Source organism: Stenotrophomonas sp. Pemsol (assembly GCF_003586545.1).
Classification (GTDB): Bacteria; Pseudomonadota; Gammaproteobacteria; order Xanthomonadales; family Xanthomonadaceae; genus Stenotrophomonas; species Stenotrophomonas sepilia.
Genome location: NZ_CP025780.1, coordinates 1,298,867 through 1,312,481 on the forward strand (window position 1 = coordinate 1,298,867; position 13,615 = coordinate 1,312,481).

The 13,615-nt window shown below is 66.4% G+C and carries 14 protein-coding genes and 4 tRNA genes; 6 read left to right on the top strand and 12 right to left on the bottom strand.

Annotation, left to right across the window (positions count from 1 at the left end; all coding sequences use genetic code 11):
* Positions 1–87 precede the first annotated feature (87 nt).
* Positions 88–1,008 carry a LysR family transcriptional regulator gene (locus PEM_RS06000; protein ID WP_111128175.1) on the top strand — a complete coding sequence of 307 codons (921 nt, stop codon included), beginning with the start codon at positions 88–90 and terminating at the stop codon, positions 1,006–1,008.
* A 401-nt stretch (positions 1,009–1,409) separates the two neighbouring features.
* Here the strand turns inward: PEM_RS06000 and PEM_RS06005 are convergent.
* From PEM_RS06005 to PEM_RS06050, 10 genes are all read right to left on the bottom strand, one after another.
* A tRNA-Arg gene (locus tag PEM_RS06005) sits at positions 1,410–1,486 on the bottom strand.
* A 69-nt stretch (positions 1,487–1,555) separates the two neighbouring features.
* Positions 1,556–1,632: transfer RNA gene (locus PEM_RS06010), tRNA-Arg, on the bottom strand.
* 69 nt (positions 1,633–1,701) lie between these two features.
* Positions 1,702–1,778, bottom strand: a tRNA-Arg gene (locus PEM_RS06015).
* On the bottom strand, positions 1,769–2,695 hold the full coding sequence (locus tag PEM_RS06020; protein WP_053500057.1) for an alpha/beta fold hydrolase: 927 nt from the start codon (positions 2,693–2,695) through the stop codon (positions 1,769–1,771). Before PEM_RS06020 ends, PEM_RS06015 begins: the two co-directional genes overlap by 10 nt.
* Entirely contained in the window at positions 2,692–3,501 is an 810-nt protein-coding gene (gene thiD, locus PEM_RS06025; protein WP_119706075.1) for a bifunctional hydroxymethylpyrimidine kinase/phosphomethylpyrimidine kinase, read from the bottom strand. Before thiD ends, PEM_RS06020 begins: the two co-directional genes overlap by 4 nt.
* 127 nt (positions 3,502–3,628) lie before the next feature.
* Positions 3,629–4,297, bottom strand: a complete 669-nt coding sequence (locus tag PEM_RS06030; protein WP_111129121.1) for a YoaK family protein — start codon at positions 4,295–4,297, stop codon at positions 3,629–3,631.
* Positions 4,298–4,309: 12 nt separating this feature from the next.
* Positions 4,310–4,816, bottom strand: a complete 507-nt coding sequence (locus PEM_RS06035) for a hypothetical protein (RefSeq protein WP_005416111.1) — start codon at positions 4,814–4,816, stop codon at positions 4,310–4,312.
* Positions 4,813–6,213 (bottom strand): PhoH family protein, encoded by a 1,401-nt coding sequence (locus PEM_RS06040; RefSeq protein WP_005409049.1) that lies wholly within the window; start codon positions 6,211–6,213, stop codon positions 4,813–4,815. The genes PEM_RS06035 and PEM_RS06040 overlap by 4 nt, the downstream gene beginning before the upstream one ends.
* Before the next feature lie 84 nt (positions 6,214–6,297).
* Complete coding sequence (locus tag PEM_RS06045; protein ID WP_005416113.1) at positions 6,298–6,777, bottom strand: peroxiredoxin; 480 nt, start codon at positions 6,775–6,777, stop codon at positions 6,298–6,300.
* Between the two features lie 79 nt (positions 6,778–6,856).
* On the bottom strand, positions 6,857–7,417 hold the full coding sequence (locus PEM_RS06050) for a glycine cleavage system protein R (RefSeq protein ID WP_005409051.1): 561 nt from the start codon (positions 7,415–7,417) through the stop codon (positions 6,857–6,859).
* Positions 7,418–7,581: 164 nt separating this feature from the next.
* Between PEM_RS06050 and dapA the strand changes: the two genes are divergently transcribed.
* On the top strand, positions 7,582–8,475 hold the full coding sequence (gene dapA, locus PEM_RS06055) for a 4-hydroxy-tetrahydrodipicolinate synthase (RefSeq protein WP_005416114.1): 894 nt from the start codon (positions 7,582–7,584) through the stop codon (positions 8,473–8,475).
* A 32-nt stretch (positions 8,476–8,507) separates the two neighbouring features.
* The gene (locus PEM_RS06060) at positions 8,508–9,023 is read left to right on the top strand and encodes a hypothetical protein (RefSeq protein WP_005416115.1); all 516 of its coding nucleotides are present in this window, start codon (positions 8,508–8,510) and stop codon (positions 9,021–9,023) included.
* 198 nt (positions 9,024–9,221) lie between these two features.
* On the opposite strand, the gene fdxA is transcribed toward PEM_RS06060, so the two are convergent.
* Positions 9,222–9,545: a ferredoxin FdxA gene (gene fdxA, locus PEM_RS06065; RefSeq protein ID WP_005409054.1), complete on the bottom strand. Its 324-nt coding sequence runs from the start codon at positions 9,543–9,545 to the stop codon at positions 9,222–9,224.
* A gap of 194 nt (positions 9,546–9,739) precedes the next feature.
* On the opposite strand from fdxA, the gene PEM_RS06070 reads away from it, so the two are divergent.
* Positions 9,740–11,164: a sugar porter family MFS transporter gene (locus PEM_RS06070; protein ID WP_111129119.1), complete on the top strand. Its 1,425-nt coding sequence runs from the start codon at positions 9,740–9,742 to the stop codon at positions 11,162–11,164.
* Between the two features lie 449 nt (positions 11,165–11,613).
* On the opposite strand, the gene PEM_RS06075 is transcribed toward PEM_RS06070, so the two are convergent.
* A tRNA-Glu gene (locus tag PEM_RS06075) sits at positions 11,614–11,688 on the bottom strand.
* A gap of 46 nt (positions 11,689–11,734) precedes the next feature.
* On the opposite strand from PEM_RS06075, the gene pcnB reads away from it, so the two are divergent.
* Both pcnB and folK read left to right on the top strand, forming a co-directional pair.
* Positions 11,735–13,114, top strand: coding sequence for a polynucleotide adenylyltransferase PcnB (gene pcnB / locus PEM_RS06080; protein ID WP_162911578.1), 1,380 nt, complete (start codon positions 11,735–11,737; stop codon positions 13,112–13,114).
* Positions 13,115–13,117: 3 nt separating this feature from the next.
* Entirely contained in the window at positions 13,118–13,603 is a 486-nt protein-coding gene (folK, locus tag PEM_RS06085) for a 2-amino-4-hydroxy-6-hydroxymethyldihydropteridine diphosphokinase (RefSeq protein WP_005416118.1), read from the top strand.
* Positions 13,604–13,615 lie beyond the last annotated feature (12 nt).

Sequence of the window (13,615 nt, forward strand, 5' to 3'; positions counted from 1 at the left end):
CTGTGTTTCCCCGTTGGAGAGAAGTATCCGCTTGCGCCCGGGGTTTGAAAAACGGATAGTTTTGACGACCATCATCGAAAAATTCGAATGCTCAAGCTCAGCCTCGATGCCCTGCAGATCCTGGATGCCATCGACCGCCGTGGCTCCTTTGCCGCCGCCGGCAAGGCCCTGCACAAGGTGCCCTCGACCATCTCCTATACCGTGGCCAAGCTGGAGGAGGATCTGGGCGTGCAGCTGTTCGACCGGGTCGGCCCACGTGCAGAGCTGACCGAGGCCGGGCGCGCGCTGCTGGACGAAGGCCGACACCTGCTGCGCGCGGCCCGCGAGCTGGAGCTGCGGGTGCGCCGGGTGGCGTCGGGTTGGGAGACCGAACTGACCCTGGCGGTGGATTCGGTGTTCCCGACCTGGCTGCTTGGGCCGGATATCGCCGCATTCCGTGAGGCCGAGGCACCGACCCGGTTGCGGTTGATCGGCGAGGCCCTGTCCGGCACCTGGGAGGCCCTGCTCGACCGCCGTGCGGACCTGTTGGTCGGCGCGCCGGGCGAAGGACCCAGTGGTGGCGGCTATGTGGTCGAGCCGCTGGGCACGGTGGAGTTCGTGTTCGCGGTCGCACCCGAACATCCGTTGGCCAACGTGTCGGGCGTCCTGGGTCGCGAGCAGCTGGTCGAGCATTGCGCGATCGCCGTTTCCGATTCGGCGCGCAGGCTGCTGCCGCGCACGGTGGGCCTGTTGATGGGGCAGGAGATGCTGACGGTGCCGGACATGGCCAGTAAATTGAAGCTGCAGTGCGAAGGCGTGGGCTTCGGCTTCCTGCCCGAGCCGTGCGCGCGCGCTGCAGTGGCGCGCGGCCAGCTGGTGATCCGTGAGGTGGAGGAGCACAAGCCGGAAGAGACCTTCTGGCTGGCCTGGCGCACCGGTGAGGATGGCGCGGCATTGCGCTGGTGGCGCGAGCGCCTGCGCAGGCCGGAGCTGCTGTCGCAGTGGTGGGAGGCAATGGCCAGGGGGTAGGGCTTTGGCAGGGCTGCGCCCTGCACCCGCCGAGGCCAAAGCAACAGCAACAGCGTGCATTCCGTGAGATGGCGGGGTGGGTCCGGTTGCGGGGGACGCCGTGAATCCGTCCATGGAGGCTCGGTCGCCGCATCCATGCGGCTCACGCCCCCGCAACCGGACCCACCCCGCCTTTGACAGTTCTACCGTGCCCGTCTCATGGAGGGGCCAGGCCCCTCCGTCAACACAGTTGCTACATGGACGTACTTGCGGCGTCCCCGCACTCCGACACCGCCCCGCCATCCCACGGAATGCGCGCTGTTGCTGTTGCTCCGGCTCTGGCCTCTGAAGGTGCAGGGCACAGCCCTGCCGAAAAACACGCATAAAAAAACAGCAGGCCGAGGCCTGCTGTTTCGGTGTAATGGTGCGCCCGGAGAGATTCGAACTCCCGACCGCCTGGTTCGTAGCCAGGTACTCTATCCAACTGAGCTACGGGCGCCCGGTACACAATCAACTTACTGCCTAATTTTACTGCATTTTCAGCGGCGGATGCTGAAAACCTGTCGAGTGGTGCGCCCGGAGAGATTCGAACTCCCGACCGCCTGGTTCGTAGCCAGGTACTCTATCCAACTGAGCTACGGGCGCGCGGTACACAATCAACTTACTGCCTAATTTTACTGCATTTTCAGCGGCGGATGCTGAAAACCTGTCGAGTGGTGCGCCCGGAGAGATTCGAACTCCCGACCGCCTGGTTCGTAGCCAGGTACTCTATCCAACTGAGCTACGGGCGCCCTGCGACAGGAGCGGAATTATGCGGATGTCGGCGCACACCGTCAACAGTTTTGTGAAAATTTTCATCCAACTGAATGAAAAAGCTGTCCGCCACGGCATCCGGTGCCTTGAGCCAGGCGAAGTGATCGGCGCGCGTGCCCAGTTCCTGCGCGGACAGCACGCGCAGCTTCGCGTCCACATTCGGCAGCTTTGCCAGCAACGCCTGCATCGACCCGGTCGGGGCCAACCAGTCGTGTTCCATCAGCACGGCCTGAGCGCTGCCGTGCACGCGCGCCATCTGTGCGTCGAGGTCTTCACCCATGCCCGCGGCGGCGTAGTGGTTGTTCAGGCCGACGCGCGCCCAGTCGGCGATCAGTCCGCGTGCTTCGGTGCCACCGAATCCGAGACGACGGCCATGCAGCACGCCCTGGCGCTGCGCGATCCACGGCAGGAAACGGTAAACCAGTGGCAGCAGCCAGCCGCGCGGTGGCGGGAATCCACGCCAGAACGGTGAGCCGCTGGCCGCCAACCACAAGTGGTGGAAATGCAGAGGGTTGCGGCCGGCATGCACGCAGGCCAGCTGCCCGCCCAGGCTGTGGCCACCGATGATCCAGGGCAGGGGGCCTGCTTCCTCGTCGGCGGCCGCCATGACCGCTTGGCTGGCCGGCAGATCCTGCTCGAGTACCTCGCGATAGCCCCAGTCGTGCGCGCGCGACGGGCGTAGTGAGCTGCTGCCGTTGCCGCGCCACTCATGCAGGTAGACCGCAACGCCCTTCGCTGCCAGCGCCTGTGCCAGCGGCAGGTAGTGGCGCGCGGCCACACCCAGCGCTGGCAGCCACAACAAGCGGGCGATGGCCTGTGCGGGCATGCAGGCCATCACTTCGTAGCGATGCCCGTCGTTGCACTGCACTGGAAGGAGGGCCGGCGTCAGGTTCATGCGTGCGGTGCAGCGCCGAAGTGGTCGAGCACCAGCACCTCGCTGCGGCCGGGGGCATAGCCCTGCTGCAGGCCGCGCGCAACGTAGTCGATGCTGGCTTCGCAGGCGTTGGCCAGGCTCAGGCCGTTGCACAGCTGCGCGGCGATGGCCGAGGCCAGCGTGCAGCCAGTGCCGTGCGCATCCAGCGGCAGGCGGGCGTGGATGAATTCTTCGCTGCTCACGCCGTCGAAGTAGCGGTCGATCACGCGGTTGCCTTCCTGCAGGTGGCCACCTTTCAGCAGCACCGCACCGGCACCCAGTTCGAGCAGGGCGGAGGCCACCTGTTCGGCGTCATCGCCGTTGCCGATCTTCTGTCCGGCCAGCAGCTCCGCTTCCGGCGTGTTCGGGGTGATCAGCGTGGCCAGCGGGATCAGCCGCTCACGCATTGCCTGCAGAGCGTTGTCTTCCAGCAGGCGCGCGCCGCTGGTGGCGACCATCACGGGGTCCAGCACTACGTGTGGCGGGCGATGGCGCTCCAACGCATCGGCGACGGCATTGATCACCTCGGTGTTGGCCAGCATGCCCAGCTTCACCGCATGGATGTCGAAGTCATCGAAGCAGGCATCCAGTTGTGCACGCAGGAAATCGATCGGCGGCACGTGCACGGCGATGACGCCACGGGTGTTCTGTGCGGTCAGTGCGGCGATCGCGGAGAGTCCGTGCACGCGATGTGCTGCAAAGGCCTTCAGGTCGGCCTGGATGCCTGCGCCACCGCCGGAGTCGGAGCCGGCGATGGTGAGGGCAGATACGGGAGTGGTCGGGCTCATCCAGCGATTGTGCCGTGGTCCGGCAGGGGAAGGTAGATCCACGCCATGCGTGGATGCCTTTGATCCGTCAGGCGGGGTCAGGTCCCTTTTCCGCAGGAAAAGGGATCTGACCCCCAGAGTGCGGCCCTCAATGCCGCCAGCGCGCCCACTGCTGGTACAGCACATAACCCAGGCCGGTCAGGCCGGTGAGCAGGGCGGGAGCAAGCAGGGCGTCGTACTGCCAGCGCGCGAACAGCCAGGCGCCGATCACGCCGCCGGCAAGGAAGCCACTGATGATCAGGCCGCTGAGGGTCAGTCGTCGCACCTGCAACGGCAGCCCGCGCAGCAGGTGGCCCAGGCCGATGCCGAGATCGGTGAACATGCCGCTGAGATGGGTGGTGCGCACCACCGCGCCGCTGAAGGTGGTAGCCATTGCATTCTGCAGGCCGCAGGCCATGGCGGCGGCCAGTGCACCCCAGATCTGGTGCTCTTCAAACAGCGGAATGGCCACCAGCAAAAGAGCCGATTCCAGCGCCAGTGCCACGCCGTAGCGCCGGCCCAGCTGCAGCGTGCTGTCCTGGATCAGCAGGCCGCTGAGCATCGCGCCCAGCGAGAACGCGATCAGCAGGCCCCACAGGTGGCCGACCGCGCGCCAGTCACCCTGGGCCAGTGCCATGCCGAGCTGGCTGGTACTGCCGGTCATGTGGCTGACCGCCTGGTGCTCGAAACCGAGGAAGCCGACCACGTTGACCATGCCGGCCACGCACGAGAGTGCGACCGCGCCGATCCAGACCCAGGTGGGCAGGCGTATTCCCATCGGCGAGGCCCCTCAGGGCCCGCCGAAGCCGCCGTTGAACTGCAGCTCGCTGAAGGTGTTGCTGGCTGGGTCGAACACGGCGCCCCAGAACTGTGCGCCGCCATCGCAGACGCGGATCGCTTCACGGGCCGGATTGACGCCGCTGTCGTCAGGCAGGTGGAAGGCGTTGATGTAGATCAGCCGCTTGCCGGCGCTTTCGATGCCGACGTACTGGCGGTCGAAGTCCAGCACCTTCGGGACCTGCGCTTCCAGCGACGACAGCTTCGCCTCCAGCTGGTCGACCTGCTGCCGGCTGGGCGCCCAGTAACCCGACACCCGCCCGGCCTCGCGGCCGGGGCTGGGGCGCGAGCAGGTGTCGAGCACCTGCGCGGCGATGATCGGGCGGGTGACCACCCAGGACTGGCCGGTGCGCTCGGCGGTGGGCACGCTGGCCGGGCCGCGCGTGGTCGTACAGGCACCGAGCACGGCGGCGAGGGTGATCGCAGCCGTGGGCAGCAACAGGCGCGTGCAGCGGTTCACAACACCTCCGAAGCGTAATCGGCCAGGCGCGAACGCTCGCCACGGCGCAGGGTGATGTGCGCACTATGCGGCCAGTTCTTGAAGCGGTCCACCGCGTAGGTCAGGCCCGAAGTGGTCTCGGTCAGGTACGGGGTGTCGATCTGCTCGACGTTGCCCAGGCAGACGATCTTGGTGCCGGGGCCAGCGCGGGTGATCAGCGTCTTCATCTGCTTGGGGGTGAGGTTCTGCGCCTCGTCCAGGATCAGGTAACGTGACAGGAAGGTGCGGCCGCGCATGAAGTTCATCGAGCGGATCTTGATGCGGCTGGCCAGCAGGTCGTTGGTGGCCTGGCGGCCCCAGGTGCCGCCTTCCTGGTTGTGCGTGAGCACTTCCAGGTTGTCGGTCAACGCGCCCATCCACGGCGTCATCTTCTCTTCCTCGGTACCGGGCAGGAAGCCGATGTCTTCGCCGACGCTGACCGTGGCGCGGGTCATGATGATCTCGCGGTAGCGCTGCTGGTCCATTGTCTGCGCCAGGCCGGCGGCCAGTGCCAGCAGGGTCTTGCCGGTGCCGGCGGTGCCCAGCAGCGTGACAAAGTCGATCTCCGGGTCCATCAGTGCGTTGAGGGCGAAGTTCTGCTCGCGGTTGCGTGCGCTGATGCCCCACACGGCGTGGCTGCCGTGGCGGAAATCATCGACCAGCGACAGCACCACCTTGCCATCGCCGACGACGCGGCTGACGCGCAGCTCGACTTCATCCTCGCCTGGCAGGTAGACGTACTGGTTCGGATACCACTCCTCGCCGTCCTGTGCCTGGATTTCGTAATGCGAGCGGCCCTTGTCGCTCCAGCTGCGCAGGTCGTCGCCGTGGCGTTTCCAGAAGTCTTCCGGCAGCTCGGTAGCGCCGGTGTAGAGCAGGCTGAAATCGTCCAGCGCGCGGTCGTTCTCGTAGTCCTCGGACACGATACCGGCGATGGCGGCCTTGATCCGCAGGTTGATGTCCTTGGAGACGAACACCACCGGCAGGTCGGGGGTTTCTTCCTTCAGGGCCAGGATCGCGCCGAGGATGGCGTTGTCCGGGATCACCTTGCCGAAGCTCTTGCCAGCATCGAAATGACTGGTCTGGAAGCGCAGCTTGCCGGCGCTCTGCTTGCCGCGCAGCTGCAGGCCATTGGGCCGCTGCAGCGGAATGCCGTCGGCCAGGTTGTCCAGGCCCGATTCCTGCACCAGCTCGTTGAGGAAGCGGCTCACCTGGCGGGCGTTGCGGCTCGCTTCGGAGGTGCCCTTCTTGCCGTTGTCCAGCTCCTCGATCACCTGCATGGGCAGGTAGATGTCGTGCTCCTCGAATTTGAACAGCGCGGTCGGATCGTGCATCAGCACGTTGGTATCCAGCACGTAGATGCGCTTGCCTCGGGTCATCGTCGATTCCTGGTTACGGACAGGGAAAAACCACCACGGCCTGCTGCGGGGCAGGGTGATGGCAGACACAGTAGGCAGTGGGACTCACTTGGACTGGGAGGCCTTCAGTTCGGCGAGAACGGCATCGGCATGGCCGGCAACCTTGACCTTGCGCCAGGACTGCACGATGCGGCTGTCGGGGGAAATCAGGAAGGTGCTGCGTTCGATGCCGCGTACCTGCTTGCCGTACATGTTCTTCATCCTGATCACGTCGAAGGCGGTGCACAGCGCTTCGTCGCCGTCGCTGACCAGCGGGAAATTGAAGCCCTGCTTGGCACAGAAGTTGTCGTGCGACTTCACCGAGTCGCGCGAGACGCCCAGCACGACGGCGCCGGCTTTCCTGAACTTCGGCAGCAGCGCGTTGAAGTCGATGCCTTCGGTGGTGCAACCCGGGGTGCTGTCCTTGGGATAGAAATACAGCACCAGCCATTGGCCTGCGTAGTCGCCGAGGGTGGCCTGGTCGCCGCCGGACAGTGCCAGTGGCAGGGAGAGGGTGGTGCTGTCCAGGGTGTCGCCGTTGTTCATGAGGTCCTTCTGTCGAGCCTGGGTTCTTGCCATTACAGCTACATGAAACGCCACGCGCCCGTGAGAGACGCGCGAAGAATCAGAACTTCATCGGATCCATGATCGCGTCCAGGTTCAGGTGGTCGCAGAACTCGAGGAAATCGTCGCGCAGCGCGGCGATGTGCATGTTGGCCGGCACGCCGATGGTGACCTGTGCGCTGAACATTTCCGCACCGGTCTGCATGGCGCGGTAGCGCGTGCTCTGCAGGTTCTCGATGGTGATGCCCTGGCGGTCGAAGAAGTCGGCCAGCTGGAACAGGATGCCCGGCTTGTCGGCGGCGATCACTTCGACGATGTACGGCAGCAGGTTGGACTGCGCCTGCTTGGCGGCGGTGCGGTACCAGACCAGCTTCAGGCCTTCCTCGCGCTCCAGCCGGGTCAGCATCGCCTCAAGCTTGGCCACCGAGTCCCAGGAGCCGGTGGCCAGGGCGGTAACCGAGACATCGCGGCCGACCGTGGCCAGGCGTGCATCCACCAGATTGCAGCCGCTGTCGGCGATGCGGCGGGTGACGGACAGCAGGGGGGACTCCGGATGCGTCGTATAGGCGTTGATCAGGAGGTGGTTTTCGCTCGGCGCGGGGCGCGGGGTGGTGTCGGTCAAGGCGATTCCGGGTAATGCATGCGTTAGTCTGAATGCCCGCCAGAGGCGGGGATCCACCGGTGTCCAGCATACTTGCCCGTGCTTTCGCGCCGCAAGTAACATTCAAGTCGCCCCCGGCCTTTCGTGGCGGGCGTTTTCCCTTCCCAGCCAAGAGCAGCACGTCCTTGTCCCTTTCCGGCCTCATCACCGCGCTGGCGACCCCGTTCCGGGCCGACGGCGCCCTCGATCCCGACGGTTGGCAGCGCCTGCTGCACCTGCAACTGGAAGGTGGCGTCCATGGCGTTGTCGTAGCCGGCTCTACCGGCGAAGCGGCAACGCTCACCGACGCCGAGTACGACCTGCTGCTGGCCAGCGCGGTCGAGCGCATCGGCGGCCGCATTCCGGTCCTGGCCGGTACCGGCCTTTCGGGCACTGCCAAGACCATCGAACAGACCCGTCGTGCCGCCGCCCTCGGCGCCAGCCACGCGCTGGTGGTCACGCCGCCGTACGTGCGCCCCACCCAGGCCGGTCTGATCGCGCACTACCGTGCGGTGGCCGACCAGGGCGGGCTGCCGGTCGTGCTGTACAACGTGCCCGGCCGTACCGGTTGCGACATGCAGCCTGAGACCGTGGCCGAGCTGGCCAGCCACCCCAACATCGTCGGCATCAAGGAGGCGGTGGGTGACACCGGCCGGGTGCAGGCGCTGCTCGCCCTGCGCAGCCCACAGTTCGCCGTGCTCAGCGGTGACGACGGTACGGCCGCGCGTTCGATCCAGGCCGGTATCGACGGCCTGATCTCAGTGGGTTCCAACGTGCTTCCCGGTGCCTACCGCCGGATGTGCGAGCTGGCCGCCGCACACGACCACGAAGCCACCGCGTCGTGGGATGCGCGCCTGCATCCCTTCCATGATTTCTGCGGCGTCGAACCGAACCCGATCCCGGTCAAGGCGCTGCTGCGCCGCATCGGCATCGGTCACGACCTGCGCCTGCCACTGCTGCCGTTGTCGGCAGCGCATCATCCGGCTGCCGACCATCTTGCCGGCGACATCGCCGCCCTCGAAGCCCTTTCCAGCCACTGACCTTCCGTCTTGGTCTGACCCAGGAGATTCACATGCGTCAATCCGTTTCCACCGTCCGCGTGCTGTCCTATGCCCTGCTTGCCGTGGCGGTCGCTGCCGGCACCACCGGCTGCTTCAAGCGCGGCGCCAAGGGCGACTACGCCCTGGCCCCGGAAATGCGTCCGCTGGAAGTGCCGCCGGACCTGAACCTGCCCAATGCCACCACCGACAACAAGGTGCCGACGTTGGCCTCGGCCACCAAGCCGGCGGCGCCGGTTGCTGCGGCTCCGGCAGCCGGCAGCACCGGTTTCACCATTGCCGGTGGCAAGGATGAAGCCTTCGCCAAGGTCGGTACCGCACTGGAAGGCGTGGAGGGCGTGACCATCGCCAGCCGCGCGCAGTTGCTGGGTTCGTACGACGTGGCCTACGAGGGCAGCAACTTCCTGGTCCGCGTAGTGGCCGTCGATGCCGGCGCCTACATCTCCGCGGTTGACCCGCGTGGCCTGCCGGCCACCGCCGAAGCGCCGGTGAAGCTGATCGCCGCGCTGAAGGCGAAGCTCGCCCAGTAAGGGCTGGTCGGATGGCTGCGGGCCTTGGTCCGCACCCGCTCTGGTAGCGGCCGACCTTGGTCGGCGCTTTTGTGCCAACCAAGGTTGGCACCTACCAGGTTGCGCGGTTGGCACCTGCCGGAGCGCACGGTTGGGGTCTGCCGAAGAACAGAAAAGGGCGCCCATGGGCGCCCTTTTCGTTACCGCCGTGGGCGCTTCTCAGCGCTCCAGCAGCTTCAGCTTGTCCGGCTTGCCATCCCATTCGCCGGCGTCGGCGGGCGGGTCCTTGCGCACGGTCAGCACCGGCCATTCCTTCGCCAGCTCGGCGTTGAGGGCAACGAAGCCTTCCTGTCCGGCAGGAACATCGTCCTCCGGGAAGATCGCATTGACCGGGCACTCCGGCTCGCAAAGGGTGCAGTCGATGCACTCATCCGGGTCGATCACCAGGAAGTTCGGGCCTTCGTGGAAGCAATCCACGGGGCACACTTCCACGCAATCGGTGTGTTTGCACTTGATGCAGTTTTCGGTGACGACAAAGGGCATGGGCTTGGGGGTGGATCGATTCCTGAACCTGCCAATTCTAGAACAGGTTGGCCCCCGGTGTCGGCGCGGGGCGGAGAACGGGCGTCTGGCAGGCGCGACCGTGGGAGTCATTGGCGGCACGGCGGGGGCTGTGCGACGCTGCGGGGCACTCGGTCGCCCACCGTGGCCGGACTCCCTTCCCAGCAGGATCGTCCATGTCCCAAACCCAGCCCAGCACCGCGCCCCATGGCGGTGAGAACACTGCATTCATCGTCCTGATCAGCTGCGTGGCCACCCTTGGTGGATTCCTGTTCGGTTTCGACAGTGGTGTCATCAATGGCACGGTCGACGGCCTCCGCCAGGCCTTCAACTCCAGTGAGGCGGCGCTCGGTTTCGAAGTCGCCTCGATGCTGCTGGGCTGCGCGATCGGCGCCTTCCTGGCCGGGTGGCTGGGTGATCGCCTGGGACGCCGCGGTGTCCTGATCGTGTCAGCGCTGATGTTCCTTGTCTCGGCGCTCGGTGCCGGCGCGGCCCACGCGTCCTGGCTGTTCATCGCCGCCCGCGTGCTGGGCGGTTTCGCGGTGGGCGCGGCCAGCGTGATGTCACCGGCCTACATCGCCGAAGTCGCCTCGGCGCGTTACCGCGGCCGGCTGGCCACGGTGCAGCAGATGGCGATCATCTGCGGCTTGTTTGCGGCCTTCCTCAGCAATTACCTGCTGGCGCGTGCCGCCGGCGCCTCGACCGAGCCCCTGTGGCTGGGCCATGAGGCCTGGCGCTGGATGTTCTGGATGCAGGTGCTGCCCTCGGGGCTGTTCCTCCTGTTGTTGCTGGTGATCCCGGAAAGCCCCCGTTTCCTGGTGTTGAAGGGGCGCCAGGGGCAGGCGAGGGCGGTGCTGGCGCGGCTGTACGGCGAGGCCGCGGCCACGGCCAAGCAGGCCGAGATCGAGGCGAGCCTGGCCCAGGACCAGCACAAGCCTCGCTTCGGCGACCTGCGCAACAAGGCCACCGGCAAGCTGCGCCCGATCCTCTGGGTGGGTATCGGCCTGGCCATGTTCCAGCAGCTGGTCGGCATCAACGTGGTGTTCTACTACGGCGCGGTGCTGTGGCAGGCGGTGGGTTTCTCGGAAAGCGACGCGCTGCTGATCAACGTGTTGTCCGGCGCGCTGAGCATCGGTGCCTGCCTGCTGACGGTGCTGTTGATCGACCGCATCGGGCGCAAGCCGCTGCTGTGGATCGGTTCGGTCGGCATGTCGGTGGCGCTGGTGCTGATGGTGGTTGCCTTCGCCAGTGGCAGCCTGGCCGACGGTCGCCTGCAGTTGTCCGACGGCATAGGCCGATTGGCGCTGGTGGCAGCCAATGTCTACGTGGTGTTCTTCAACATGTCCTGGGGCCCGGTGATGTGGGTGATGCTGGGCGAGATGTTCCCCAATCAGATCCGTGGTCCGGCGCTGGCGGTGGCCGGCGCCGCGCAATGGACCTCGAACTTCGCGATCACCGTGACCTTCCCGATGCTGCTGGCCGGCATCGGCCTGGCCGGCGCCTACGGCATCTATACGGTGGCGGCCATCCTCTCGATCGTCTTCGTGGTCCGCTACGTGCGCGAGACCAAGGGCAAGGAGCTGGAGCAGATGGAAGGCTGACGGCGACTGGCTTCGGTTGCATTCCGTTGGCGCCTGCCTGTCCAGAGTGTGAGGGGGCAGGCCGCCCTCTCCAGGACACGCAAAGGCCCATCCATGGTGCTCGATGGCGCCATCCATGGCGCCAACGGTCCTGGAGAGGGCGGCCCGCCCCCTCCTGACAGTTTCATGGTGCGTGCGGATGCGGCGAAGTGCTGGTCGGTTGTTGCCGCAGCTCGCGGGAAACCGTCCAGAGTCGGTGGGGTCACCCAGGGCAGGACCGTTGGCGCCAAGGATGGCGCCATCGAGCCCCCATGGATGGGTTCACGGCGTGTCCTGCCCTGGGTGACCCCACCGGCTCAAGCCGATTGCAGGCAGGCGCCAAAGCGACCAAGCCGATCGATGCCATTGCAAACCCCGGAAAACAGAAAAGCCCGCACAAGGCGGGCTTTTTCGGTTCCTGCTGCGGCGACTGGCGCTCCCTAGGGGACTCGAACCCCTGTTTTAGCCTTGAGAGGGCCACGTCCTAACCACTAGACGAAGGGAGCGTAACTGTGTCGCTGCCGAGGCAGGAGCGCTAGTATATGCACCTCGATGCCATTGGGCAATCCCGAAACTTCAACCGGAAGCGCCAACATCATTTCCCCTGCTACATCACCGTTCAGCCTGCGCGTCATCCCGCGCGACCAGCACACGATCTCCCGCAAGGACATCAGCCCGAACGCCCTGCGCGTGCTTTATCGCCTGCGCGATGCCGGCTTCGGCGCCTACCTTGTCGGCGGCGCGGTGCGCGACCTGCTGGTCAATGGCCAACCCAAGGATTTCGACGTGGCCACCGATGCCACGCCCGAACAGGTCAAGCAGCTGTTCCGCAACTGCCGCCTGATCGGTCGTCGGTTCCGCCTCGCCCACGTTGTGTTCGGCCGCGAAATCATCGAAGTCGCCACCTTCCGTGCCAACAGCGATGACGGCAGCGGCGACCGCGAGATGGAAAACGGCATGCTCGTGCGCGACAACGTGTACGGCACCATCGAAGACGACGCGGTCCGCCGAGACTTCACCTGCAACGCCCTGTACTACGCCATCGAGGACTTCTCGGTGCGCGACTACACCGGCGGCTTCGAAGACGTCCAGGCGCGCCTGATGAAACTGATCGGCGATCCCGAGCAGCGTTATCGGGAAGACCCGGTGCGCATGCTGCGTGCGGTGCGCCTGGCGGCCAAGCTCGGCTTCCAAATCGAAGAGGGTACCGCCGCGCCCATCCCGCACCTGGCCGGCCTGCTCAACGAAGCCGCGCCGGCGCGCCTGTTCGAGGAAGTGCTCAAGCTGTTCCTGTCCGGGCACGGCGTGGCCAGCTTCGAAGGCCTTGAGCGTTACGGCCTGCTCGACGTGCTGTTCCCGGAGAGCGCCAGGGCGCTGAAGTCCAACCGCACCGGCGCGCTGCGCCGCATGCTGGTCGAGGGCCTAGCCAACACCGATGCTCGCGTGGCCAACGACGAGCCGGTCTCGCCGGCGTTCCTGTTCGCATTGCTGCTGTGGCCGGCGTTCTGCCGCGCACAGGCGACCCTGCTCAAGCAGGGAGTGGCACCGGAAGAGGCGCAGCGCCGCGCCGCCGACCGGGTCACCGTGCAGCAGCTCAGCACCATCGCGCTGCCGCGCCGCTTCTCGCTGCCGATGCAGGAGATCTGGCTGCTGCAGTCGCGCTTCAGCTCGCGCCAGCGCAAGCGCGTATTCCGTACCCTGACCCACCCGCGCTTCCGCGCCGCGTTCGATTTCCTCAGCCTGCGCCAGGTCGCTTCGTCCGAGCATGCAGTGGATGTCGAGTTCTGGCGCGAAGTACAGGCGCAGTCCGGTCGCGAGCTGGAGTCGTCGCTGGATGCGATGCACAGTGAAGACGGCGATGACGAGAGCGGGGCACCGCGCAAGCGCCGCCGTCGCCGTCGACGTCCCGGTGCTGCTGCGGCGGGCGAGTAAGCGATGACCCTCGCCTGGATCGGCCTCGGCGCCAACCTTGGCGACGCGGCCGCGACCGTGGGCGCGGCGATTGCCGCGCTGGACGGCCTGCCGGGAACGCGCCTGCGACAGGCCTCGCGGCTCTATGCAACCCCGGCCTGGGGCAATGAAGACCAGCCGCCGTTCGTCAATGCCGTGGCCGCGGTCGAAACCACCTTGGCGGCCGATGAGTTGCTGCAGGCCATGCTGGCACTGGAGCGGGGCTTTGGACGCGTGCGCGATCCGGCGGTGCACTGGGGGCCGCGCGCGCTGGACCTGGACCTGCTGCTGTATGGCACGCAGGTGATCGACCTGCCCGGCCTGCAGGTACCTCATCCCTACCTGCACGAGCGTGCCTTCGTGTTGGTGCCACTGGCCGAAATCGCGCCTGATCTGGCCATTCCCGGTCATGGCAGCGTGCGGGATGCAGTGGTGCGGGTGGATGCCTGCGGGATTGCGCCGATAGGGTGATAATGACCGGGT